The 24,870-nt window shown below is 39.4% G+C and carries 21 protein-coding genes and 2 tRNA genes; 9 read left to right on the top strand and 14 right to left on the bottom strand.

Going from position 1 to position 24,870, the window contains the following annotated elements; translation table 11 throughout:
• Positions 1 to 26: 26 nt before the first annotated feature.
• Positions 27 to 1,493 (bottom strand): glycerol kinase GlpK, encoded by a 1,467-nt coding sequence (gene glpK / locus PQO01_RS03770; RefSeq protein ID WP_274312709.1) that lies wholly within the window; start codon positions 1,491 to 1,493, stop codon positions 27 to 29.
• Between the two features lie 384 nt (positions 1,494 to 1,877).
• A complete protein-coding gene (locus PQO01_RS03765) occupies positions 1,878 to 3,197 on the bottom strand; it encodes an IS1380 family transposase (protein WP_274311999.1) in 1,320 nt (439 codons plus the stop codon).
• Positions 3,198 to 3,363: 166 nt separating this feature from the next.
• On the opposite strand from PQO01_RS03765, the gene PQO01_RS03760 reads away from it, so the two are divergent.
• Complete coding sequence (locus tag PQO01_RS03760) at positions 3,364 to 3,888, top strand: peroxiredoxin family protein (RefSeq protein ID WP_274312708.1); 525 nt, start codon at positions 3,364 to 3,366, stop codon at positions 3,886 to 3,888.
• Between the two features lie 58 nt (positions 3,889 to 3,946).
• Here PQO01_RS03760 and PQO01_RS03755 read toward each other — a convergent pair whose 3' ends face one another.
• Positions 3,947 to 4,978: a DUF481 domain-containing protein gene (locus tag PQO01_RS03755; RefSeq protein WP_274312707.1), complete on the bottom strand. Its 1,032-nt coding sequence runs from the start codon at positions 4,976 to 4,978 to the stop codon at positions 3,947 to 3,949.
• Between the two features lie 156 nt (positions 4,979 to 5,134).
• On the opposite strand from PQO01_RS03755, the gene PQO01_RS03750 reads away from it, so the two are divergent.
• Entirely contained in the window at positions 5,135 to 5,980 is an 846-nt protein-coding gene (locus PQO01_RS03750; protein ID WP_274312706.1) for a mechanosensitive ion channel family protein, read from the top strand.
• Between the two features lie 52 nt (positions 5,981 to 6,032).
• Here PQO01_RS03750 and ribH read toward each other — a convergent pair whose 3' ends face one another.
• From ribH to PQO01_RS03725, 5 genes are all read right to left on the bottom strand, one after another.
• A complete protein-coding gene (gene ribH, locus PQO01_RS03745) occupies positions 6,033 to 6,497 on the bottom strand; it encodes a 6,7-dimethyl-8-ribityllumazine synthase (RefSeq protein ID WP_274312705.1) in 465 nt (154 codons plus the stop codon).
• Between the two features lie 11 nt (positions 6,498 to 6,508).
• The gene (ribB, locus tag PQO01_RS03740; protein WP_274312704.1) at positions 6,509 to 7,117 is read right to left on the bottom strand and encodes a 3,4-dihydroxy-2-butanone-4-phosphate synthase; all 609 of its coding nucleotides are present in this window, start codon (positions 7,115 to 7,117) and stop codon (positions 6,509 to 6,511) included.
• A gap of 164 nt (positions 7,118 to 7,281) precedes the next feature.
• Positions 7,282 to 7,357, bottom strand: a tRNA-Glu gene (locus PQO01_RS03735).
• Positions 7,358 to 7,387: 30 nt separating this feature from the next.
• Positions 7,388 to 7,463 (bottom strand) — tRNA-Glu (locus PQO01_RS03730).
• A gap of 71 nt (positions 7,464 to 7,534) precedes the next feature.
• Positions 7,535 to 8,707, bottom strand: coding sequence for a glycosyltransferase family 4 protein (locus PQO01_RS03725; RefSeq protein WP_274312703.1), 1,173 nt, complete (start codon positions 8,705 to 8,707; stop codon positions 7,535 to 7,537).
• A gap of 275 nt (positions 8,708 to 8,982) precedes the next feature.
• Between PQO01_RS03725 and PQO01_RS03720 the strand changes: the two genes are divergently transcribed.
• Genes PQO01_RS03720 through PQO01_RS03705 form a run of 4 tightly spaced genes read left to right on the top strand, consistent with a single transcriptional unit; the run spans position 8,983 to position 16,298 of the window.
• A complete protein-coding gene (locus PQO01_RS03720) occupies positions 8,983 to 11,538 on the top strand; it encodes an HlyD family secretion protein (protein ID WP_274312702.1) in 2,556 nt (851 codons plus the stop codon).
• Positions 11,535 to 12,956, top strand: coding sequence for an HlyD family secretion protein (locus tag PQO01_RS03715; RefSeq protein ID WP_274312701.1), 1,422 nt, complete (start codon positions 11,535 to 11,537; stop codon positions 12,954 to 12,956). The genes PQO01_RS03720 and PQO01_RS03715 overlap by 4 nt, the downstream gene beginning before the upstream one ends.
• On the top strand, positions 12,949 to 14,916 hold the full coding sequence (locus tag PQO01_RS03710; RefSeq protein ID WP_274312700.1) for an ATP-binding cassette domain-containing protein: 1,968 nt from the start codon (positions 12,949 to 12,951) through the stop codon (positions 14,914 to 14,916). The genes PQO01_RS03715 and PQO01_RS03710 overlap by 8 nt, the downstream gene beginning before the upstream one ends.
• The gene (locus PQO01_RS03705) at positions 14,913 to 16,298 is read left to right on the top strand and encodes a TolC family protein (protein WP_274312699.1); all 1,386 of its coding nucleotides are present in this window, start codon (positions 14,913 to 14,915) and stop codon (positions 16,296 to 16,298) included. The genes PQO01_RS03710 and PQO01_RS03705 overlap by 4 nt, the downstream gene beginning before the upstream one ends.
• 50 nt (positions 16,299 to 16,348) lie before the next feature.
• Here PQO01_RS03705 and PQO01_RS03700 read toward each other — a convergent pair whose 3' ends face one another.
• On the bottom strand, positions 16,349 to 16,948 hold the full coding sequence (locus PQO01_RS03700; protein WP_274312698.1) for a superoxide dismutase: 600 nt from the start codon (positions 16,946 to 16,948) through the stop codon (positions 16,349 to 16,351).
• A gap of 223 nt (positions 16,949 to 17,171) precedes the next feature.
• Between PQO01_RS03700 and PQO01_RS03695 the strand changes: the two genes are divergently transcribed.
• A complete protein-coding gene (locus PQO01_RS03695) occupies positions 17,172 to 17,543 on the top strand; it encodes a DUF4870 domain-containing protein (RefSeq protein WP_274312697.1) in 372 nt (123 codons plus the stop codon).
• A 79-nt stretch (positions 17,544 to 17,622) separates the two neighbouring features.
• On the opposite strand, the gene PQO01_RS03690 is transcribed toward PQO01_RS03695, so the two are convergent.
• The gene (locus tag PQO01_RS03690; protein ID WP_274312696.1) at positions 17,623 to 18,006 is read right to left on the bottom strand and encodes a GxxExxY protein; all 384 of its coding nucleotides are present in this window, start codon (positions 18,004 to 18,006) and stop codon (positions 17,623 to 17,625) included.
• An 893-nt stretch (positions 18,007 to 18,899) separates the two neighbouring features.
• On the opposite strand from PQO01_RS03690, the gene PQO01_RS03685 reads away from it, so the two are divergent.
• Entirely contained in the window at positions 18,900 to 19,394 is a 495-nt protein-coding gene (locus PQO01_RS03685) for an NUDIX hydrolase (protein WP_274312695.1), read from the top strand.
• A 5-nt stretch (positions 19,395 to 19,399) separates the two neighbouring features.
• Here PQO01_RS03685 and PQO01_RS03680 read toward each other — a convergent pair whose 3' ends face one another.
• From PQO01_RS03680 to PQO01_RS03665, 4 genes are all read right to left on the bottom strand, one after another.
• Positions 19,400 to 20,071, bottom strand: a complete 672-nt coding sequence (locus tag PQO01_RS03680) for a hypothetical protein (protein WP_274312694.1) — start codon at positions 20,069 to 20,071, stop codon at positions 19,400 to 19,402.
• Positions 20,072 to 20,082: 11 nt separating this feature from the next.
• Positions 20,083 to 20,463, bottom strand: coding sequence for a hypothetical protein (locus PQO01_RS03675; RefSeq protein WP_274312693.1), 381 nt, complete (start codon positions 20,461 to 20,463; stop codon positions 20,083 to 20,085).
• A complete protein-coding gene (locus tag PQO01_RS03670; protein ID WP_274312692.1) occupies positions 20,460 to 21,035 on the bottom strand; it encodes an RNA polymerase sigma factor in 576 nt (191 codons plus the stop codon). The genes PQO01_RS03675 and PQO01_RS03670 overlap by 4 nt, the downstream gene beginning before the upstream one ends.
• A gap of 108 nt (positions 21,036 to 21,143) precedes the next feature.
• Positions 21,144 to 22,841: a cation:proton antiporter domain-containing protein gene (locus tag PQO01_RS03665; protein WP_274312691.1), complete on the bottom strand. Its 1,698-nt coding sequence runs from the start codon at positions 22,839 to 22,841 to the stop codon at positions 21,144 to 21,146.
• 269 nt (positions 22,842 to 23,110) lie between these two features.
• Between PQO01_RS03665 and PQO01_RS03660 the strand changes: the two genes are divergently transcribed.
• On the top strand, positions 23,111 to 24,841 hold the full coding sequence (locus PQO01_RS03660; protein ID WP_274312690.1) for a CocE/NonD family hydrolase: 1,731 nt from the start codon (positions 23,111 to 23,113) through the stop codon (positions 24,839 to 24,841).
• The last annotated feature ends 29 nt before the right edge of the window (positions 24,842 to 24,870 follow it).

Raw genomic sequence — 24,870 nt, 5'->3', positions numbered from 1 at the left:
AAATGAAATAGACAAATCCGACTTAATTACTCGCTAAATGCGATAGCCGCATTTATGGCTTTCTGCCACAATTTATAATTATCATTCATTTGCAAGGGGCAGGCATGGGGCGTAAATACCTTTTCATCCCTTGATTCACAATCAAAAGTTTTATTTTCTAAACTTTCCAGAGCCAAACGTGCCGCACCCAAAACTGAACTCTCAGTGAATTTTGGCAATTCTAAATTCATCCCCAGTAAATCCGCTTGAAACTGCATCAAAAACTGACTCGCGCATGCACCTCCATCCACCCGCAATGAATGAATTTGGCTTCCGCAATCTTTTTTCATAACTTCCAACAAATCTCGACTCTGATAGGCTACCGCTTCCAAAACTCCGCGCGCAAAATGACGTTTATCACTTGATCGAGTCAAACCAAAGCAAGCACCTTTGACATGCGACTTCCAATAAGGTGTGCCCAAACCACTAAAACTGGGCACAAAAATAACTCCTTCATTACTGGTGATTTGCTCTGCTAAATCACCTACCTCTTTTGCTTCCTCAATAATCTGTAAATTATCTCGCAACCACTGCACTGCGGCCCCCGCAATAAACACAGAACCTTCTAGCGCATATTGTGGTTCTTGTTTACTTGAACATGCTAAAGTTGTTAATAGTCCCGACTGCGACTCTATTGCCTGTGCGCCCGTATTCATTAGCATGAAACAGCCCGTCCCGTAGGTATTTTTCACCATACCAGGATGATCACAAGCTTGACCATATAAAGCAGCTTGCTGATCACCTGCTACCCCAAGAATAGGAACTGAGGCTTCCTCAAAAACGTCTGTGCACGCATACCCAAAACAATCTTTAGAAGCTAATACCTCGGGTAAGATTTCTAGAGGAATATTTAATGCTTCCAATATCTCCATGTCCCATTTAAGCTTATGGATATCAAATGCCATAGTTCGCGAGGCATTCGTTAAATCTGTTACGTGAGATTGCCCCCTTGTCAATCTCCAAATTATCCAAGTATCTATCGTTCCAAAACACAGTTCACCTTTTTCAGCTCTCCCATGAGCTTCACAATGATCTAAAATCCAGCGTACTTTTGGTGCTGAAAAATAACAATCGACGAGTAGCCCCGTTTTTTTCTTAACATCCAAGTCGCTCAAGTTATCACATATTTTTTGAGTCTGTTTGGATTGCCATGAAATCGCATTGTAAATGGGCTTTGAAGTCTCCCTATCCCATACCACTGTTGTTTCTCGTTGATTGGTAATTCCAATCGCACTTACCTTACTTGCCTCTACCTGGGCATTTCTCAAACAGTTTTTTATTGTCCTACAAACACTAGAATAAATTAACTCAGCATCTTGTTCTACCCAGTCGTTTTTAGGATAAACAAGGGCGACTTCCTCTTGTGCTTGAGCAATGCATTGTAAGTTCTCATCAAATAGAAAGGCTCGCGAACTGCTTGTTCCCTGATCAATGGCTAAAATGTACTTCTTCAAAAAAATCTCCTCTTTTGACTAAATTAATCCATCAATAATTAGAGTCCTAAAAAACTGAGTGAATTTCTATTAAATTCTAATAACGGAAAGGCCATATGAAAAAAACACTCCAAAAAAATTTCTTTAAGAGCATTTGGGATTTATTGGAACATACCTGAATCCGTGATCAGGTTTTGAGATTCATGAGATAATGGTTTGGTCGAGTAATTCTTAGATCGTTTTTATCCCAGATTGTGAGATGTCCTTATTTCTTAAGCCTATCGCTCGTGATCAGGTGTCTAAGGATAGTAAATATAGCAATTTCTAAGGCAATTCACCCAACTTGGACAGAGTAAAGCACAAAACTCAATAAAAGAGCTTTGCAATAAACTTCTTATTAGTGGATTAAAGGCTAAATGATATTTTTTGATACAGCTTAAACCAAGGGCTATGTCGACCAAACTTGAGAGTTTCATCTCCTGCGTGCTTTACGTGTTTACAAGCGGTTAAAATCAAGTCACGTATCACGCACCGTAGGCGGCGTCGTTGGGCTTTGATTTTAATTGGAGCCAAAGATTTATTATGGATAAGGTGATTACCAATGACTCTGAGCACATTAAAAGCGAGCATAGCGCAGTGCAAAAAGAATTGATTCGCTTTAAATTTCCCTGAGGGTAAACGCTCTACATTCATATCGCTCTTCAATTCGCTATGGAACTGCTCACTGGTTCCATGATCGTGATAAAGTTCGATCACATCCTCGGCTTCTAAAGGTAAATTCGTCCAATAGGTCTCCACTTCGATTTCTGGCATCAAAAGTCGATTGCCATCTTGATCTTCGAGTCGTTCCGTAACTTTAAAAATAACAGGAACCACTTTATGTTCTTCATTGTTTCCAGGATGTTTGTGATGGAGTTCACCGACAAAGACACTCTTACCATCTCGAGATTTAAGCTGTCGCCCTAAACGCCGTGCGTTGGATAGCCACTGTTCTTTAGATTCCTTTCTAAGGTTCCGTTTAATCAGAAAATATTGATCATCAGGAAGGTGTCCGAAATTAACCTCAGCATCGTGAGCGGAATCTAAACGAAGTAGTACGGGGTGCTTAAGCTTTAATTTTTTGATCATAGTAAAGCTGTCATCTAAGAACTCTGGCATCCCTTTTTGTGCATGCTGTGAACCTGGACGCAGCTCATTATTTAGCATAAAGCCCTCAGTTCCAAGGTAGGCAAACATGGGAGAAAATCCGTCATGATTTTTATATGTCCAACTCACATTTTCTTTATGGCTACCGGAGTTATCCATGGGTGATACATCCATATCGAGTGGAATAAAATTCATCCCCCCTTTTGATATATTACCTATACACTGTTTTTTGAGCAGGTTTGTATTCGCTGATTTTAAATGCACTTCATGCTCAGAAGACATGATTTCTAGTCGTTGACGCAAACGTTCCTCGGATGGAACTTTGTTTAATCCAAGTGATTTCATAAAGACTTCGTTTTCACGAAACTGACTAATATCTGTGAAGCGTTCACGCCCCTGAATCAGTAACCCCACCTGTGATTTGAAAATATCTAGATCTTGAAAGATATGATTGGCCTTGTGATCTGTATTGAACTCATCGTCAATTTCACTTTGTTGAAGGACTTGGCCACCTAAAAATATTCCGCCAATACTGTGAAGGGAATCATTGCCTGTGTCGAGTTTAAATGCTTTATTCATGAGAAAACCTGTTGGGTGATTTTGGTGTCGTAACTTAAATTACTATAAACCAACAGGTTTTCTTGTTTTTAAGCTGTTTTTTAAGATCAGCTCACGGATTCAGGACATAATCAAATTCAGGAGACTACGTGAAAAAACTTATTTATTTTTAATCAGTATAATTGCTTTGATAGCAAGTCCTCTACACTCAGCAACATCCACTTCTCTTGAAGAGAAAATCACGCCTTTATTAGTAGGTAATCAATTACCTTCGATAAAATTAAAAGACTATCGCAACAAAAGTGTTGATCTAGAAGAACTGAGTAAGGGAAAAAGTACTTTAGTGGTTTTTTACCGAGGCTCGTGGTGCCCCTATTGCAACCGCCATTTACAAGCATTAGACGCAAGCAAAGCCTCGTTAGAAAAAATGGGTATACAAATCATTGCCATCAGTCCTGATAGCGCATCAAGTTTAAGTAAAAGTTTAGAGAAAAACAAAATTGATTACACACTTCTTTCCGATGCCCAAGTCAATGCCGCTAAGGCTTTTGGCGTTGCCTTTAACAGCGGTCGTCGCGGAACACTACCTGTTCCCTCTGTCTTTCTTTTTGACTCAAAGGGCACACTTAGTTTTCAATATGTAAATCCTAATTACAAAGTACGTCTCGATAAAGGGATACTAATGGCCGCTGCAAAAGCAATAAGCAAGTAAATAAAAAAGTCCGAATCGTAATTGATTCGGACTTTTCATTATAAAAAATTTTAGATCATTAAATCTTAAGTGCTAACCTTAAGAAGTATGTCGTATCTAAATTATCACGATCATCTGCAGGTTCTGAGTTATAATCATGTTCAACACCAAGCTTTAAGAATAAAGACCAATCTTCCTGAACCGTTAAAGGAACCGATATTCCACTTGCATGCCTAAGAAGATAATCTTCAAAATCTTCTACTGCAGGGACATAAGTAACATCGGTCTCCCAAGTCGCCCAATCTCCTACGGCTTGCTTATAATTAAAGCCTAAATCCAGACTGACTGAATCTTTTTTGTCCGATCCATCAACATATTCTTCTACTAAATAACCTAAACCAATTCGCGTACGAAGAGTTGTTTCATCACTTTTCAGCCAGTAATAACCATAACCAGCAGCAGCGCCTACTCGGTAATCTATACCTTCGATTTCATCATTTTCCCAGCCACCTCTAACATACCATGAATGATGTTTTGGGTCACCAAATAATTTCTCATAATCAGCACCTAATCTATATTCTTTGTCCGTTTTCACTCCATCAGTTGAACCTTCTTTAGATGTACCGAAAAATTTAGCTTTCTGGTCTGCATCATCATATTCTGCTGATAAACCTAAAGAATAAAGATCTTTATCAGTATTACCTTCTTGACTAGTAATGTCGGCATAAGCTTTATAGGTCCAAGGATCAATAGGGGCCACATAATCGGGGTGATTTTTGTCAACTCCCCAAATACTCACAAGCCCTTTAAGTGGCATTTTCTCATCTTCATTGCGAACTAAAGTAGCTTTTTCATCTTCATATGTAACCTTACCTACAAGTTTTTGTTCTTTCTCAAACGCTACATTCTGCTCTGTTTCAGTGTGAAATTTATCCACATTGATCATCTCAACTGTCAATTCACCTGCATATTTAGTTTTGATAATAATTTTATCTTTGTGAACCTGTTGAATATCACCGACAATTTTCATGCCATCTTTCAACAAAACTTCATCAGCAAATACTGTGCTATTTACTAGAAGCAGTACCATCAAGGGTTTAATAACTTTCATTTCTATCCTTATTTATAATTTTTAGTCTCTTAATTATAGAAAACATACGTATTTAATCAATAATGTCCGATTAAATTATTGTCATATTTAGCTTGAGGATTTTCATTTTAATCGTCTATTTAGAATACTTACTTAAAAATATACGGATCCTAAAACATGCCCGAAGAAAACAAACTTAGTGATACAATTGAGCAAATCAAAAGCTTCTTAATAGAGAATGCTAGTGAGTTTATCATCAATTTAATCCTTGCCTTTCTTATTTTTTACATCGGTAAAAAAGTCGCAAAAGTCTTAACTAATATTTCCTTGAAAATCATGGAAAAAGCTAAGTTAGATGATGTCCTCTGCAGCTTCTTAAGCACCCTTGTTAACATCTCCCTTATGCTTATTGTCATCATGGCCACACTTAGTCAATTAGGTGTAAATATGATGGGACTAGGAGCTATTTTAGCTGCAGCAGGCTTAGCTATAGGTCTATCTCTACAAGGTACACTTTCTAATTTCGCAGCGGGAGTCATGATCGTACTTTTCAAACCCTTTAAAGTTGGAGATTTTGTTAATATCGCTGGAGAAACTGGTGTAATTGAAGAAGTCCATATCTTTAACACCGTTTTAAAAACGGGTGATAATGTGCAAATCACTATCCCTAATAGCTCAATTATAGGTGGGAATGTGACAAATTTCTCCGCTAAATCGACTCGAAGAATTGATCTCGTTATTGGCTGTGGTTATGACGATAATCTAAAAGAAGTTAAAAATCATTTAGAGTCTTTAATTCAATCAAAAGAACTCATCCTTAAAGATCCTGCACCAGTCATTGCCGTTGCCGAACTTGGTGATTCTTCCGTTAATTTTGTGGTAAGACCTTGGGTGAAAAGCGAAGATTACTGGGCCGTCCGCTGGGAATTACTTGAAGAAATCAAAACTAGCTTTGATGAAAAGGGATTCTCTATTCCCTACCCCCAAAGAGATGTTCATATTCACAACGCTAAAGAAGTTTAAATAAAAAAGCCCGAATCATTACGATTCGGGCTTTTTACTAAAGTCTAAAAACTTAAATTTGGCTCAAGACTGAACTTGTGTCTAAAGCGCAAAGTGCCGCATCCCAACCTTTATTACCAGCTTTAACACCAGCACGGTTCAATGCTTGTTCAACTGTGTCCGTTGTAAGAACACCGTAGATGATCGGCAAAGAGTGTTTTAAGGCAATCTGAGCTACACCAGAAGTCACACCTGCCACAACTTGGTCGAAATGAGGAGTTTCCCCACGAATAACAGCACCTAGGCAAATCACTGCATCATATTTACCTGTTGCCGCAAGCTTGTCTGCCACTACGGGAATCTCAAAAGCTCCTGGGATAATAATTGTATCAATATCATCTTCTGAAACGCCATGGCGTCTGAAGCAATCAATTGCACCTTCTTCTAATTTGAAAGTAATAAGTTCGTTGAAACGAGCAGTTACGATAGCGAATTTTTTGCCTTCTCCTGTGAGAAGTCCTTCAATTTTGCGGCCCATAGTGAGCTCCTTTATATATTATTTTTTAAGAACTGTACTAGATCTTCAATGGAGATCAACTTTAAGTCGTGTTTTTGGGCAAAGACTTTTAGTTCTGGAAGGCGAGCCATTGTGCCGTCTTCATTTAAAATTTCACAAATAACGCCAACCCCTTGTGAACCAGCTAGCTTAGCCAAATCGACGGCTGCTTCTGTGTGTCCTTCACGCTCAAGTACGCCACCTGATTTAGCGATAAGAGGAAACATATGCCCCGGACGCATAAAGTCATCTGTGGAGAACTTTGGATCAGCTAAACGTTTGAGGGTAATGGAACGATCACTAGCAGAAATACCTGTCGTAGTGTCATTTTTTGCATCAACTGATACGGTGAATGCCGTTCCATAGGGACAGTCATTATAATCTGCCATCAAAGATAGATGCAGTTCATCAGCACGTTTTTGACTCATGGGAGCACAAATTAGTCCGCGACCATACATTGCCATAAAATTAACCGCTTCTGGATCAGCAAATTCTGCCACCATGAGAAGGTCCCCTTCGTTCTCTCGATTTTCATCATCGACAACAACAATCATCTGGCCCTTTTTGAGCTCATCGATAGCACTTTGAATTGAATCCAACACGTCAATTTTCCGTTAATAATTTAATCATTTTTTTAATAGTAGGCAACATAATAAACTAATAAGGCCGTTTGTCCATACATTCTTGTGTCATATACACAATGTATAAGCTTTGATCCAGAGTTGAAAGCTTCTTGAAATGAATGATGTTCGAAAAAGGAAGAAAATGGCATCCCTAAGGGGATTCGAACCCCTGTTGCCGGGATGAAAACCCGGAGTCCTAGGCCTCTGGACGATAGGGACGCATTTAAGCATCTTGTCTTGAAAAAAAAATGGCATCCCTAAGGGGATTCGAACCCCTGTTGCCGGGATGAAAACCCGGAGTCCTAGGCCTCTGGACGATAGGGACGCCTCAAGACGACGAGAGTATACATGGAGACTTTACTTAGTCAACCGTCTTTCAAAAAAAAAATTAATATTTTATTTTGAGCCATTTTTAAGTAGAATTTGGTACTCTTCTTCCAGTCTCTCCACCATGCGATCTGTGCTAAAAAGCTTTTTCACTAAGGCACAACCACTTGCACCCATTTTACGACGTTTTTCAGGTGATTCACAAAGCTCATTTAAAGCCTTCTTTACATCCTCTAAGTTCTCAGCACGGCACAGGTAACCAGTCTCATCATTTTTTACCACTTCTGGTGCTCCATCAAGATTAAAGGCTATTGCGGGCTTCGCAGCCGCCAAGCCTTGGACCACTGCACGGGGCAAACCTTCTCGTAAAGATAAGTGGCACAAAATATCTGCTGCCAAGACATAACGCGGTACTTCTGTAGGAGGAACTAACCCCGTAAAACGAAAGCGCTCACTCAAACCTTTCTTTTTTAAATCCGCTTCAATTTCAGCTCGCAACAAACCATCACCAACTAAAAGGAAATAAAGGTTTGGATGAGTCTTGCAAACTTCTTCAGCGGCATCGATCAAGAAGTCATGCCCCTTCAACTCAAAAAGACGAGCAACTTTTACAACAAGCACGGCATCCTCTGGTAAAGACAATTCTTCAAGTACCTTTTTGCGAACTCCGCAGGGATCTTTTTCATCTGTATAAGGCTCTAAATTCATTCCACTGTGAACAGTTTTAAATTTCCCACGCGGAGCTACTCCAGCTTCTACATATTGATCTGTCATGGCATCTGCTACACATAGCAATTGATGACAACGTTTAGCTGCAAACTTTTCGCTCTCTATATAGATGCGATTTTTCCATGCCTTTTCATAGCGATGGAAAGGGGGGCCATGCACCGTATGTATAACTGCGGGAACTTTTTCTTTCCAAGCCGCCGCTCTGCCGATTATGCCGGCCTTAGATGCATGAGTATGAACCACATCAAATTTTTCATCTTTTATGATTTGTCGCAACACATTGTAACAACGCCAATCTTTTAGTGGATTAATACTTCGAATCAATTCTTCTACTTCTATAATTCTCAAGCCCGTTGTATCATGTTTTTCGAGGAGCTTCCCCTCAGGCCCAGTAGTGGGACCAGTGATCAACACCACCTCGTGGCCATCCCGTACTTGCCCCATACAAGACAATAGGGTATTCTCTTGAGCACCCCCAATGATCATACGGGTGATAATATGAGCTATCTTCAATTAATTCTCCTTGATATACATAGCTGCGCATTATAAAACTTTTTCATTATTGTCACAATAGCTAGATTTGAAGTGTAGTCCCGTAGAGTAAGATAAATCCTAAAAAAAGTTGATTTTTAGTCATTTTATCATATGATCAATTGGTTTTACTAAATAATTAGAGACTTTGTACTGTGTAAATCATAAAAAACTGTTAGAAATTATTATTTTTTTCGTATAGGATTACATATCCATCTCGTTTAACACTGTAACAATACTCAGCAAGGATCTTTTTAGTGCCCACAAAAAACATACTCATTGTACTTCTATTTAGCTTGTCTCTATTTGCCGAGAAAGCTCAAATGAGATCGTACAAACCTTCTGTGAGCCTTAGAGTTGAAACTGACGCTAAAAGCGCGCAAAGTTTCAAAGCAAGCAGGGGAAGCTCTGTTATTGACTACGTTCTTCCCGATGGTTCTCACGTCAAGGCTGGCGATACCGTCATCCGCTTTAATAGAGAGCAGGTAAAACATCGCTACGATCAAAAAGTTAACATTAAAAACTCATCTGAAATAACTTACAAAAATAATATCTTTGATATCAACAACAAAATCAAAGACTTGAAGAACGAAATCAAAGATCATAAAGAAGCTATTGTCACTCAGAAAGTAAGCCTTGAGGCCATGCTAAACCTCCCAAAAAAAGAAGACGTGAAACTCGCAAAAAGTAGCCTTCGCGTTGCTGAAGTAGACTTCAATGCCGCTAAAGAGGAAAGAGATAAAGCCAAAACACGTTTCGAAAAAGGCTATATTTCATCCGTTGAATTCGCTCAAATTGAATTGACATTCAAACTAAAAGAAAACTCTTTAAAACAGCAACAAGCACTACTTGCTCTCACAGAGCGAAAAGCTGATCCTAGAGAAGTAAAAAAATCCCAGCTAAAACTAAAAAACCTTGAACTCCAATACGAATTCTCGAGTAAAAGCCTGGATGATTCTATTAAAATTGCTGAATCAAAAATTAAAAAACAGGAAAAATACCTAGAAAAATTAGATCGAGACATCGAGAAATATAGTGAACGATTAGAGGATACTGTTAATAAAGCAGAAGTAGATGGTTATGTGAAATACGCTGACATTTCTACTCCGATTGAAGCGGGGAGTATTATATATTGGGGACAAACAATTGCCTCTATCCCAGATCTAAGTTCAACTTTTTTCACCGCATATCTCCCTGAAAATCAAATTAAACACTTTAAATCTGGAAGTCCTGGCACAGTACAAATTAGCGGGCGTCTCAATGAAATTCTTAATGTAACTATCACAAAAATCTCTGCAAGTCCAGAAGACATTGCCTACCAGGCAAAAGTCGGTTGGGGTAAAACTGTCAAAACCACTGGCGTAAAATTTTATCAACTTACGATAAAATCTAAGAAACTACCTTCTTGGTTACGTCCTGGTATGACGGGAGTTCTCAGTCTTGATGCCGAAGAAGAAAACCGCTTATCTTTACCTGCTAAGCTCATTCACCACAAAGACAATAAAACTTATATCGCTTTCAATGACGAAATGAATCAAGTTGATGGCGAATTCCAAGGTGAATTTTTCTTTTTTACTAATCCCGATGATTATGTGAGCACCCATTTCCAAAACTCCGCACCATGGCCTAAAAAGAAAGACACGATTAGCGAAGAATTCACTGGCGATTCACTAATTCTAAGCGGAGAAATGACTGCTGTCCAAGAAAACCTTGTGGTTGTCCCCTACCTTTCTGACAAAACGACTATCTCATGGTTAATCCCCGAAGAATCACGAGTCGAAGTTGGAGATGTTTTGGCACGACTCGACGCTACTGAATTAGATGAAACCATTCTAAAATCAGAAACGACTTTAGCGGATCGTGAAGAAAGTTTAGAAACGGCTCAAACACGACTACAGAAAACAAAAGATGAATTTGCCTTTGACCAAAAACGCTTAGAAAACTCATTGGAATCTGCTCGACTAAGCAAAGATATCACTACAAATCCTTTACTTAGTAAGACACTTGTCACCAAACGCTTCTCGTGGCAATCCCTCAAGTTCCAATTAGATCATCAAAAATTTCTCTATGAACGCTTAAAAGCGAAGCCAAGCCATTTAATCTCAAACTCTGAAATGGCAAAAGCAAAACTGGCATACGAAGAAGCTGACCTAAAATTGAGTAAAGCTAAAATCGCTTTAGATGAAGAGGAAAAAGGTGCTACGACTGCGGAACTCGCAAAAGCCGAAATTGATTTCCAACTGGCCAAAGACTCTATTGACAAAGTCATCCAACGCATGCCCATTGATATTGAAGAAGATAAAAACGGTCTTATCAATGCCGAAATCCTATTAGCGAATCATAAAACTTCCTTAAAAAATTTAAAATCTGAATACGATAGCTTAGTGATTAAGGCAAAAACCAAAGGAACTGTTCACTACAAAAAGCTTTGGACGATGAATGGAACAAAAAAAGTAGAAGTTGGCTCAGAAGTTCGCTCATGGAAACGCATACTATCTCTTCCAGAGACTGAATTCATGACGGTAAAGGTTAAAGTCCTTGAGAAGTTTTTCCCCATGATCAAAGAAGACTCCACCGTCAAAATAACTATACCTTCTATTGAAGGAAAAACTTTCACTGGCAAACTTGGCAAACCGGGTTTTAACTTTGATCAAGAAGACGAAATCGAACAAAGCACAGATCCCTACTCATCTCGGGAACCTAGTGGAAAAGTTTTTGCAGTTTATGAAATAAAGCTCCCCTCTTTAGCTCAACACAAAATTAAACCAGGCTCAATTGCCCAGGTTGAAATCCCCTTGAACTTAATACCATGAAAAAGATTCTTATCATCATTGCTTTAGCCACAACGGTTTTTTTGATCATAAACCAGCCTCGCAAAAGATCAAAGATTTACGTTAGCGCATCTATACTTGAGCAAGAGCAAACTCTAATTGAGAATGGCAATGTTACTCCCGCCATCAAGGAGCCTGTCACTTCGGGTAGTAGTGGGAATTTATTGAGTATCCTGCCCAATAATACCTATGTAAAAAAAGGTCAACTCATTGCTTCGATTGACAACAAAAGGATGTTAGATGAAATCCGTGGACTTGAAGACCAATTAGAAAATCATCAGCGTGCGCTAAAATTACAGAAAATCACCATGGAACTCAATCTAAAAAGTTACGATGCAAGTATCCGTACTTACCGTAATAAACTGAAACGTTCTCAAGAAATATATCAATACGAAAAAAACAAACCTCATCCCCATGAAGTTCAAACTATGGAGATCAATCAACAATTAGCACGGCTAAAATTAGCGGAAGAAGAACGCGTTCTCCAAGTAGAAAAAAAACTTTATGATAAAGGGTTCATCTCTACTATGGCATATGATAAATACGTCAAAAACGTAAAGCTCGCCAAAGAGAATCTACGTCAAGTGCAAACTGAAAGTGCGGCACTGATGAAAGGTGTTGATGAGGATAAACTAAAAGTACTTGATCAAAGTACACAAAACGACAAGGTTGCTCTTGAAAAACAAATCGAACTAAGAGAAAGAAAAGAGGTAGCCCTCAACAATCAAATAAACGAAATCAAAGCTAAAATCAACTCAGTAAATACCGACCTCACTTATAAAAAGAAGATTTCGAAACAAACTCAAATCCTTTCTCCCAGCGAAGGCTACTTAAAAATCAAAAAGAAACGCGACTTTGGAGCAGGTGGTATTTTTCTCCCCTACCAAGCCGGCAATAGCGTTGGTGAAAATGTGATCATTGCCGAGGTGATTGATCCTTCTAAAATGGAGATCAGCTGTACAGTAAACGAATCAGATTACGATAAAATTAAACCCAATATGCCTGTGGACCTCGAATTCATTGCTTATCCAGATCAAAAGGTTACTGGACGTGTTACCAGCATCTCGGGCTTAGGTCAAGATCGCAACAACTGGATCAAGAGCCCTGACGGCAAAAGTCGCGTCTACCTTTTTGACGTTAAGGTTGCTTTAAAAGAAAATGACTTAAAACTTCACCCAGGCATGGGTGCATCTCTAACTTTTAAACTTTCAGATAAAGAAGCTCACCTTAGCATACCACGCTCAGCACTTATCCATACGGACGCCGGTCTATTTGTTCAAACTCGTACGGGACAAAAAAATATCCAAGGACGCGTTTTCGATCACTTTAATTTTATTATTGAAGAAGGCATAAGTGAAGGCGAAGAAGTCCTTCTCTACCCAGGAGAAGATAATGAGTGAACACTTGATTAAAATTCGCAATCTACAACGTCACTATCACATGGGCGAAGAAACTGTAAAGGCCCTTGATGGCGTTGACATAGACATCCAAGCTGGTGAATTCGTCATGATTATCGGTAGTTCAGGCTCCGGTAAATCTACGCTTATGCATATCCTTGGCCTGCTCGACACTCCCGATGGAGGGACTTTAGAGTACAACGGCACCGATGTCGCCCAAATGAAAGACGAAGAACTTTCTTCATTTAGAAATCGTACCGTAGGATTTGTTTTCCAGCAATTTAATTTACTTCCTCACCTAACTATTACAGAAAACATTGCCTTACCACTTGCCTATGCAGGCGGGGTAAAAGAAGACAACCTAGAGATAGCAAAGACCTATGCGGCAAAAATGGGACTTGGCGAACGCCTTGGCCATAGACCCACAGAACTTTCTGGTGGTCAAAACCAACGTGTAGCTATTGCTCGAGCACTTGTCAATACTCCCGACATCCTCATGGCAGATGAACCCACTGGTGCATTGGACTCAAAAACTGGTAAAGAAATCATGAATATTCTTTATCAACTCAACCAAGAAGGTAAGACCATCATCATGGTCACCCATGATCGCGAGCTCGCCGAAACGGGTACACGTAAAATCACTATGAAGGATGGCAAAGTCATTGACGACACGGGCCACTCGGATTTAACTAAAATCAAAAAAGAAAGCAAAGCGCCTGCAGAGTCTTATGGAATCCGTTTTCGTCAGCTTGTTGCCGCAGGCGTCCGCGAAGGCTTACTCCCCCATAAAATGCGTTCCTTCCTCACTATGTTAGGGATTATCATCGGCGTAAGCTCCGTGATTTGCATGTCATCCTTCTCTCTTGGTAGTAAGAAAAAACAAGCTGACCAAATACGAGCTTTAGGATCTAATCTTATAAAAATTAATAACATCCCCTTTAAAGACGTCGAATTGAATCAAGCTCGTATTCGCGGTTCACAGGGACTGAGTTTAAAAGATTACGAAACTCTACTAGAGCAATCTTCATTAAAAGCTCATGCCGCTCTTCGCGAAACGCCGATGACGGTCCTTCATGAAGGTCACGCGCTAAAATCGAGAGTTAGAGCCATTGCAGGTGATTTCTTAAAAGTAAATAACCTAAAGCTCCGCGAGGGCCGTAGCTTTGATCCATTTGACCAAGACTTTGCAGCTAAAGTCTGCATAATTGGTTCGAGTGTCGTCTCTAAAGTCGGCTACCCTGCCATTGGTAAAAGCATTACTCTTGGTGGAATTCCTTACACCATCGTAGGTGTCCTCAAAAATCAAAACATCAATTTAAAAGGGCTCGAAGCTTCTGGCCTGAAAGACTCAAACTCCGATATCTTAATCCCACTTCAAACGGCATTAACACGAATCAATCAACAAAAACTCCGTAGCCAACTCGACGAAATTCAGCTGCAAGTGAAGAATGAGGATGAGCTCATTTCATCAGGGGCTAAAATCTCCAAAGTCATTCAAGGCCTACATAGCGGCGTCAAAGATTTTGAAATCGTCATCCCCATTGACCTTTTAAGACAAAAAGAAGAAGCCGGAAAACTCCTCGATATCCTCACCGTGATCATCTCCTCTATCTCCATGGTTGTAGGTGGGATCGGAATCATGAACATCATGTTAGCCTCTGTTCGAGAAAGAGTTCGAGAAATTGGTATACGACGAGCTACTGGTGCATCACAAAATAACATCCTCATGCAATTCCTAGCTGAATCCGTCATCCTTTCTGCTACTGGTGGAGTCTTTGGTGTCCTGCTCTCCTTCCTCGTTGTCTTTGCGACCTGCTCTGCCCTAGAGATCCCGGTTGTTTTTTCAATCCCCCTTTTATTTATTTCCTTTGCTGCATCCATGTCAACCGGTTTGATTTTCGGTCTTTTCCCCGCAAAAAATGCAGCTGAACTTAACCCCGTAGAGGCCTTGAGAAGCGAATGAAAAAATTATTACTCATTTTTATTATTTCTTGCTCACTCCAAGCTCAGGATAAGACTTGGACCATAGAGCAAATCATTGAATACGCCACCAAAAATTCACAAATTATCAAAAACTCCGAACTCAGTCTAAATAACCGTGTCCAAAACTCCGCTATTGCACGCTCTGCTTATGACCTTTCCTTAAGTTCCACTGCATCGTCAAAAACGGATGGCAGCTCGGATGCTCAAACTTTTCGACTTAATCAACCACTCCCTGCAGGTTTTGAATTCAATGTCACAGGTGCTCACTCACAAGATGGCGATAATAACACTGACAATACTGACCTTGGGATTTCGCTCTCTAAACAAATTCTGGGCGGTGGCAGCTTAAGTTCATCTCTTAAAAATATTCGTAACTCCCATACCGATGAACTCATTAGTCTCAACTCACTTAAGCGTACAAAACGCGACTTAGTTCGCGATGTGATGAATAGTTTTTACCGCCTTATTAGAGCCACGAAATCACTCGATATTTCTAAACGTCGTCTAGAAACTTCCAAAAAGAATCTTGAGATGGCCATTGCTCGAGAAGATCCACTGGATATTTCATCGGCAAAAATCAATGTCCCTCGCGATGAGATATCAGTTATTGCTGCTGGAGTGAGATTAAAAAATGAACTCGATAACCTACAAGTACTCATGGGACTTGCACCTGAAGAAGCTTTTAAAGTCCAAACCAACTTCGAATTCTCACTTGCCAAACCCAATAGCGTAGAAGACATGAAGTACGCTCAACAAAACTCTGAAGACTTTTTAAATCTAGAATTGAATCGAATTAAACTCACTCGCGAGCTCGAGGATAGAGACGAAAAGAACTTCGTCGATGTCAGTTTATTCGTTCGTCACAACTTAGAAAACGATACTAATGAAAACATCAACCTACGTGGTAAAGAAGACACGACGGTCGGTGTCAATTTAAATTGGACTCTAGGAAATCGTGCTGAAATTGCCCAACTAGAAATAGCCAAGAATAACCTCCGTGAAAATGGTTTCGATTACAAGATTCTCTATAACGATCGCTTACAAAGCCTTCGCAGTCTTGAACGAGCACTCAATGAACTCAACACTTCCATACAAGTACAAATTCAGGAGATTAAATTCAATGAAGAACAATTGGAACTTTATAAAGACCGTTGGGAAAGTGGCAAAATGGCCATACTCGAATACCTACGAAGTCAAAACCGCTTGGAAGATTCACGTATTCAATTGATCAATTTACAGACAAATTATATGGAAACTCTACAAAACTATCTATTTGATTCCGGTATGTCCTACGCTCCCAATCTCACTATCGTTAAAAAAGATAAATTGACTAACTTAGACGAAATCACTATCTTTAAATAAAAAAAGAGAGCTCTAGAAAGAACTCCCTTAGTCATTATCCTTTTAGTCTTTTAAGAACTAAAACGCGAGTTTACTGCATCCCAGTCAACTACATTCCAAAAGGCCTCAATGAAGTCAGGACGACGGTTTTGGTACTGTAAGTAGTACGCATGCTCCCAAACATCCAGAGTTAACAAAGGTTTAGCCCCTGTCATTAGGGGAGTATCTTCATTCCCCGTCGAACTGACTTCTAATGTACCATTGCGTTCACTTAACCAAGCCCACCCACTACCAAATTGGGCGGCTGAAGCCGCAGAAAATTGTTTACGAAATTCATCGTAAGAACCAAAGTCCCTAACAATCGCATCGGCCAAAGCACCTACTGGTTCGCCACCACCGCGTGGAGAAAGGCTTTCCCAGTAAAGTTGATGGTTATAGTGTTGGCCCGCAAGTTTTTTAACTGCCGCACGCTGTCCTTCAGGAACTACCGAGAGGTCAGCGACAAGCGATGAAAGACTTTTATTAATTAAGTCACTGTGCTCCAAAGCTGCATTGAGTTTAGACACATAACCCGCATGGTGTTTAGTAAAATGAATCTCCAAAACGCTACGGTCCAAGTGTGGTGCTAAATCATCAAAACCATAGGGGAGATCTCGTTGTACAAAAGACATCTTATTACCTCTTTTTAAATTAATATTACTACACTTAAACTACGCCATTTGTTAAACTCACACAAATTTTTAAATCACTTAAATCAATTTTTAACAAAAAAATTAATGCATTACATTAATCAAAAATTTTGCTCGGCTTTAACTTTACTTAAGTTTCATTTATTGACCTTTAAATAAATTAGACTCAAGTAAAAGAAAGAAATTATTGAAGAGGAGATAATAGATGGATGAACTGATTGTTGACCCCGCAGATATTGCGAAAGAAGAAAAAACTAATGGCATGGTATGCCACCTATTAGCCTTATTAAGTTTTGCGGGCGTCCCTTTCGGAGGACTTCTAGGTCCACTGATTTTTTGGGTAATCAAAAAAGATGAATCCGAATTCCTAGATGCTTGTGGTAAAGAGGCCATTAATTTCCAAATCGCCATGCTCATCTACTCTTTCATAAGTATCATCTTATGCTTGGTTCTCATCGGTTACTTTATGCTTTTTGTGATTGTGATTTTGGACATCGTCTGCATCGTCAAAGCAGCCAATGCAGCTAACAGAGGCCTCCTGTATAAATACCCATGGTCCATACGCTTTATTAAATAGCATTAAGATTTCGAGTACTTGAACTTCAGTAAATACTCAGTGTTTACTGAAGTTTGCAGTGATACACATCCAACATTTATCAATCCTTATATTGATTAACCACACGATAAACACCGTCCTTCAATAATACTTCTCCAAAATTTATAAGTAAGCCAAGGCGCTTATCCATAAGTTTTAGGTATGTTAGGACTTGTTTTTTATGAACTGGTTTTAGATTTTCTACAGATTTAAGTTCAACCACCACCTCTTCATTCACTAACATATCGGCTCTAAAACCATCTCCAAAAATCATACCTCTATAAACCACGGGCACTACTATTTGTGTCTCGACCTTAAAGCCTCTATCTCGCAACTCATAAGTCAGACAACTTTCATATACAGATTCAAGTAAGCCAGGCCCCAAATTTTTGTGAACAAAGATCGATGCACTTATTATTTCTCCACTTAAAGTATTTAAGTCCATTAGTTTTTCCTCCTTAAATTTACAGGTAAATTACTATGGCATATTCCCCAGTGCCAATTTATCTACAATACTCTAAGCTTCTCCATGGGGAATCACACCATTTCATCGACTTTGATCATCGCGAATTTTCTAAGTGTTTTTTAATGAAATTTAGCTTACTCTTATATACTTCTAAGCACTTTCAAACATTTTTCTAATCTCACGCAGAGGCGCTAAGACGCTGAGTTCTATGCAAAGAGATCAACAATTGAGTATCAAGTTTCTTGGTCTCCATTCTCTGTGGCTCTGCGTGAAGTTATCTTTCAGACTTTCTTGTAGATTTATTAGTAAAGTTTAAACTAAAAAATGAATCCAAGTACCGCAGTCAGTTTAATTCTATGTCAACAAGAAGTCCTCATTCTCAAAAGAAGTGAAAATTATCAAGAGCCTATATAATTCTAAGCACGTACAAACTCTTTTCTAATCTCACGCAGAGGCGCTAAGACGCTGAGTTCTATTTAAAGAAATCGACCAATTAGCATCAAGTTTCTTGGTCTCCATTCTCTGTGGCTCTGCGACTCCGCGTGAATTTATCTTTCAGACTCTCTTGTAGATTTATTAGTAAAGTTTAAACTAAAACATGATTCCAAATGCCGCAGTCAGTTTAATTCTTTGTCAACAAGAAGTCCTCATTCTCAAAAGAAGTGAAAATTAGCAAGAGCCTATATAATTCTAAGCACGTACAAACTCTTTTCTAATCTCACGCAGAGGCGCTAAGACGCTGAGTTCTATTTAAAGAAATCGACCAATTAGCATCAAGTTTCTTTATCTCCATTCTCTGTGGCTCTGCGACTCCGCGTAAATTTATCTTTCAGACTCTCTTGTAGATTTATTAGTAAAGTTTAAACTAAAACATGATTCCAAATGCCGCAGTCAGTTTAATTCTTTGTCAACAAGAAGTCCTCATTCTCAAAAGAAGTAAAAATGAAAAGGATCCTTGGTCGGGGCATCTTTCTTTGCCTGGAGGAAAAATTGATCCCGAAGATAAATCTGCTTTGCATGCCGCTATTCGCGAAACTCGCGAGGAATGCGCCATTCATTTGTCGACAAGTGATGCTCTCGAACTCGATTTACTTTCTGCTGGGGGAAAAGTTGGGAGGCCCATGTGGGTCCAAGCCTATTTCTTTGAACTAGAGAAGAAGCCAACAATCACTTTAGACCTCCGTGAGCATAGCGAATTTTATTGGGTGCCACTTTCCTACTTGCGACAATCGCAATTTCACCAAAAAAAGAAAAAGTCAAAGCTCTATCCGAACTTTGACTTTCCTTGTATTGATATTGAAGGAACCAATTTATGGGGCTTCACCTATCACCTTGTCATGTCACATTTTAAAATCGTGATCGGCTAAGAAATTTACCACTCTAGAACTTCGTCTTCGTTCGTTAGTTTAAACATTTGCATTTCAATGATTTTCCCTTTGAGATGTTTCCGTTTCTCAATCATTTTCTGCATTTCTCTGATTTCTTCTGATAAGTCTTTCATCTCCATATGGTAGGACTTTAACTTTAAATCAAAAAGAATATTTAAGTGTTCCGCCAATTTACGACTTAGTGACTGCCTCTCTTCTTGATTATTTGACTGACGAATCAACTCCCCCATTAAATAGGATTGGATTTCCATTAACTCAATTTTGAGCTCAATGGTTTCACGCTCATCGTCTCGTTCTTCTTTAAAAGCCAGGTAAAGCTCTTCAATTTCTTCAATGAACTCCTCGTGTTCATCTTCATGCAATTGCTTGCCTAGTTTCTCTGCAAAGCCAAAATGATCCTTTAAAAATTTCTGAAATTCTTCTTCATCAAATTCCTCTTCGTCGTCATGCTCATCTTCGTCGTCATGCTCATCTTCGTCGTCATGCTCATCTTCATCATCTTCATGCTCATCCTCGTCGTCATGCTCATCCTCGTCATGTTCTTCCTCTTCTTCAAAAACAAGTCTTGTTTGAGTTGTATCTGGCTTCAGATCATTCCCAAAAAGCATTCCCATACTTGAGAAAAATAATACAAATAGGATAAATAATTTATTCATTTCTAAGTCCTTTAACTATTGATTTTATTTTTTAATTTCTTTAATCGCAGGCGAGTGTCTGCCATTTTTTTAGCCAAATTTATTGACTTGTTTTTTTTCCAACGTTGATTTTTTTTTCTAGCTTGAGGCTCTTGCTTCTTCTCTTTAAACTTGTGTTCGAATTCTTTCTCAAATTCAGCTAATTCATTATATAACTTTCGGTCTGTATCTGCTGAAGGAGCAAGCTCATATGCTGTTTTATTGGATTGTGATACTAAGACGAAACAAGCTATAAGTAATGCAAGCACGCTAGTAGGAATAATGATTTTCTGATGATGCTTTTGCGGTTTTCGCAATTCATTTCTCAGTTCTAAAAAGCGCGCATTATCCAAACGAAAATCTTGTTTATTCATAATCTCTCCTCACGTAACTTTGGTTTAAGGAGTTTCATGGCTTTTTGCATCCGCCATAAAACGGTACCTAAGGGAGCACCTGTCTTTTCGGCAATTTCACGAAAGTTCATTTCTTCGTAGATACGTAATTCAACAGTTTCTTTTAGAGTCTGAGGCAACTCCTCTAAACACATAAGGATTTTTTCTTTTTGTTGAAATTGAATCATATTTGCGACAGGTGATCTTTCATCGGAATCCAAACCTTCACTCAAGTCAGAAAATGCCATTTTTTGACGCCGACAATGATCCATATATTTATTGCGAGATACGCGAAATAACCATGAGCGTAAACTCTTACCGAGAATAATTAAAGGAGGACGTTTAATGAGTTTAAGAAAACTTTCTTGACAGATATCCTTACTCAACTCAAGATCACCACTCAAACAATAAAGATAAGCAATCATCGACTCTTGATGTAAAGCAATCAATTCCGATAAAGCGTTTTCATCTCCATTTTTAATTTGATTTAGTAAGTCACTCTCATTCATTACTACATCTCGATAAAAATGTTCTTTGGCAAATAATTCTTTCACTCAAGTTCAACTCTATATTTTTTGTTCTTATAGTGATAAAACGCATGAATTAAAAATATTATTGGTGATTGAGAAAAAAAAATCACTTTTTATCTAACAGTTGGGTACCTAAGTGTGTTTATCGGCCATTTCGTCAGCGGCATTGAGGATGGCCTGCATATCCACTTTGGATTTACATTGCATTGCCTTAGCCATCTCTTCCTTGGAAGAAAAATGCGACGCCAAAATACTAATCAATTCCAACTGACTTTCAGGGTCATTGAGAGGGGTTATAATCAAAGCAATCACATGAGCTTTGCCATGATCAAAACAATCAAAATCTGCACCATTTTCATGAATCCCAATCAATAAAATCGGTTTTTTCACCAAGTCCGTTCGGCAATGTGGGACAGCTAAACCATTCTCTAAACCAGTCGACATCAATTGCTCACGACTAATTGTGCTTTGAATAATGTCAGCTTGCGACTCATGCTTTAAGTTTAATTGCAAAACCATATCTTTAATTACATGTGCGGGTGCGGGGTGTTTAAGATCGGAAACAAATACTCCACGACTAAAACTGGTCGCAACCGAAGCCTTAGAACGGCGCTTTAAACTGATCTTCATCAAGGCACCCGACGTCATGGACGTAAATAAGGCCAAGATCACTACAGCCACAAAAACAGTATCATTAATCACGCCCGCTTCTAAGGCAATAATCGCCAAAATAATTTCCATAACGCCACGGGCATTCATACCCCAACCTAGAGCCCACGATTCCCTGCGGCTCATACCACAAAATTTCGCACCCATATAACTACCAAGGATTTTTGTGATTGAACCCACAATGAGTAAAATGACTACTGCAAAGAGATCAAAATGCGTTAAGAAGTTAACTTTCAGGCCAATGGTTGCAAAGAAAATCGGGGTAAGGATAAATGAAATAAACTTTTCCATATATTCTTCCGTCTGATAACGTAAATGGGGACTATCTCCCAGCGCTACACCAAAAAGAAAGCTGCCGAAAATGCCGTGTACGCCTATCCATTCTGCCACACCTGCAGCAAGAAGTGCGCCTGTAAGCACAAAGCCCATCATACCGCCAGGCCAAGAAGCATGCGCCTGAACTCTTGGAATTAAAGCTAAAACAATTTTGCGACCAATAGTCAGCATAAATATTCCGGCCACCACTATCCCAACAATTGTTTCCCACGGGAAGCCACCTGAGGTATCGCTCATCAAACTTAGGACAATCGCAAAAATCATCCAACCGGTCAAATCATTAAAAATTGCCGCAGCTACAATAGTGACCCCGAGGTCAGTTTTAATGAGTTTGAGGTCCATTAATATTTTTGTTATAACCGGCAAGGCAGAGATGGCCAAAGCTGTCGCCATAAATAATGCCGTTACAAAAGTTTTTTCTTGCGTATCAAAAGTCTTTGGAAATAAATAAACTAATGCGAAACCACCTGCAAAAGGCAATACCATACTGCTAATCCCCACAACCGTTGCAGGCTTAGCTTGGCGTTTCAAACATTTAAGATCGACTTCCATACCGGCAATCAGCATAAATAGCGTAATCGCCAGCATCCCAATAAATTCAAAAGTTACATAAAGAGGCCCCGAGGAAGGAAAAAGTGTTGCTTGTAAGTCTGGAGCAATATAAGAGAATACAGTTGGACCTAACAGAATCCCGGCAGCAATCTCCCCCAAAATAGAAGGTTGGCCAATTTTCTTACAAAACTCTCCTAAGATTCGCGCCAAACCAATAAGTAAGGCGAGACTGAAGAAAAAGATCATAATATGATGATGGGTGATTTCTTGCAAAGCTCTATTTCCTGTTTAATGACATTCAACCTAAAGTAGCCCCTAAAAGGAGATCTGTTCAAATGTTTTATTGAATATTGATATTAAATAAGATTCTAATTGTACTCTCTCTAATTAAAAATCTGAAAACTACGATAAAACCAAATCGGTTCAGTACATATATGAATGAGTGATAGAATCATTAAAAACTTTAAAGCTGTAACAGCGCGTCTCATATTGCAGTTAAACAAGTATGAGAATCATCGGCATTAATAAGGAAATAAACAAGAATGGCAACTCATACAGCTAAAATATTCACGTTGTTTTTACTAGCGACACTAACTTATGCGAGTTTCGCAAAGGATGTAAAAGAATCACTTCCAAACGCTCTCCCTGGCGGGGCGATTTTCATGAAGCAGCACCCGAACTCGGACCAGAATAAGGATGGTATTTTAACTTATGAAGAAAGAGAAAAATATTGTATCGAGACGATAAGCAAGCAACTGGGGGGTAATTACACCTTTAAGCGTGAAATGATCCCCATGCGCGATGGTGTTAAACTAGCTACCGGCATTTTCATCCCCACAAATGCAGGCCCTGCACCAGCAGTCCTCTGCCGTACAGCTTACGGGATTTGGGGCGCCGCCTTTCACAATGCCCATCGCTTCACAGGTCAAAAACTCGTCTTCATATGCCAAGATCCAAGAGGTGATGGCGAATCCGAGGGCAAGGGTACTTTTGATGCTAGAAGCTTTGATAATGAGATCCACGATGGTTACGACACTATTGACTGGATATCGAAACAGAAATTCAGCAACGGCAAAGTGGGTGTGATCGGTCAAAGTGGTCATGGCTTCTGTGCTTACATGGCCTATTTATCCAAGCATCACGCACTCAGCACCGTCTACACAACCGTTAGCGGGGGCAATGCCTACAAATACTGGACCTACCACAACGGTGTACGCCGTGAAATGTATAACTGGCTTTGCCAACGCAGCATTCCCATCCCACAATGGCCAAAACCAACAATCACCCTATTTGACCAAAAAGCTTATGATAGAACTGTTAAAAAAGCCTCTAATAATAAGCAGACTATTTTTATTGCAAAAACCGGTTGGTACGACATTTTTGCGGAATCCGCACTCGATTACCTCGAAGCCTTTGGAAAAAATGGCAATATCATCATTCAAATGGATGCCTCTGGACACGGCAATATGACTGGTCGCAAACCACCCATGCGCCCCGTCCCCCCGCAGTGGCAACTTCCCGACATTAGTAAAACTTTAAAAGGTGCTGTCGCAGGCGAATCCAGAATGGTCTATTTCCTAATGGGAGATTCCATTGACCCTAATGCCCCCGGCAATAAGTATAAAATGACCAATGTATGGCCTGTTCCCCATAGCAAAGAATCGTATTACATGCATGCAGATGGTTCACTCAGTCAAGCCAAACCCCAAGTAAAAAAAGCTTCTCTTACTTTCAAGTACGATCCTCGTAATCCCGTTTCTTCACAAGGGGGTGACGTTTTCATTCACACGGGTGTAGGACCTAAGGATCAAAGAGTTCACAAAGATCGCAAGGACATTTTGCGTTTCAGTTCAAATACTTTGGATAGCCCATTGGAAATCACAGGCAAAATCTTTGCTGAACTCTTTGTCAAAACCGATGTGGAAGACACGACTTTCACGGCCAAACTTATCGACGTCTACCCAGATGGCTATCAAGCTATCTTGCGAGATTCAATTATCATGATGCGTTTCCACGATGGTTTCGATAAAGAGTCCAAAATTCAAAAAGGAAAAGTCTACAAACTTACTATGGATATGTGGAGTACCGCTTATGTCCTTAACAAAGGACATAAACTCGCAGTTCATATTTCCAGTAGTAACAGTCCCAAATACGAAGTTCATCCCAATACTTATAAGCCCGTCATGAACTTCAACAATTCCCCTATTGCCAATAACACTATTATGCTCTCCAAAGAGCATCCATCTCGAATAATCTTGCCCATAGTCAAATAAAAAACCCGCAAATTTGCGGGCTCAAAAAA

The sequence above is a fragment of the Lentisphaera marina genome, assembly GCF_028745505.1.
GTDB lineage: Bacteria > Verrucomicrobiota > Lentisphaeria > Lentisphaerales > Lentisphaeraceae > Lentisphaera > Lentisphaera marina.
Note: the sequence above shows the minus strand (reverse complement) of the source record. Positions and strands in the feature narration are given on the sequence as shown.

Bases quoted from the DNA above. Each gene is read 5' to 3' on its own strand.
- PQO01_RS03765 (WP_274311999.1), bottom strand. From the start codon at position 3,197: ATGAATAAAGCATTTAAACTCGACACAGGCAATGATTCCCTTCACAGT.
- PQO01_RS03755 (WP_274312707.1), bottom strand. From the start codon at position 4,978: ATGAAAGTTATTAAACCCTTGATGGTACTGCTTCTAGTAAATAGCACA.
- PQO01_RS03750 (WP_274312706.1), top strand. From the start codon at position 5,135: ATGCCCGAAGAAAACAAACTTAGTGATACAATTGAGCAAATCAAAAGC.
- ribH (WP_274312705.1), bottom strand. From the start codon at position 6,497: ATGGGCCGCAAAATTGAAGGACTTCTCACAGGAGAAGGCAAAAAATTC.
- PQO01_RS03715 (WP_274312701.1), top strand. From the start codon at position 11,535: ATGAAAAAGATTCTTATCATCATTGCTTTAGCCACAACGGTTTTTTTG.
- PQO01_RS03710 (WP_274312700.1), top strand. From the start codon at position 12,949: ATGAGTGAACACTTGATTAAAATTCGCAATCTACAACGTCACTATCAC.
- PQO01_RS03705 (WP_274312699.1), top strand. From the start codon at position 14,913: ATGAAAAAATTATTACTCATTTTTATTATTTCTTGCTCACTCCAAGCT.
- PQO01_RS03700 (WP_274312698.1), bottom strand. From the start codon at position 16,948: ATGTCTTTTGTACAACGAGATCTCCCCTATGGTTTTGATGATTTAGCA.
- PQO01_RS03695 (WP_274312697.1), top strand. From the start codon at position 17,172: ATGGATGAACTGATTGTTGACCCCGCAGATATTGCGAAAGAAGAAAAA.
- PQO01_RS03690 (WP_274312696.1), bottom strand. From the start codon at position 18,006: ATGGACTTAAATACTTTAAGTGGAGAAATAATAAGTGCATCGATCTTT.
- PQO01_RS03685 (WP_274312695.1), top strand. From the start codon at position 18,900: ATGATTCCAAATGCCGCAGTCAGTTTAATTCTTTGTCAACAAGAAGTC.
- PQO01_RS03680 (WP_274312694.1), bottom strand. From the start codon at position 20,071: ATGAATAAATTATTTATCCTATTTGTATTATTTTTCTCAAGTATGGGA.
- PQO01_RS03675 (WP_274312693.1), bottom strand. From the start codon at position 20,463: ATGAATAAACAAGATTTTCGTTTGGATAATGCGCGCTTTTTAGAACTG.
- PQO01_RS03660 (WP_274312690.1), top strand. From the start codon at position 23,111: ATGGCAACTCATACAGCTAAAATATTCACGTTGTTTTTACTAGCGACA.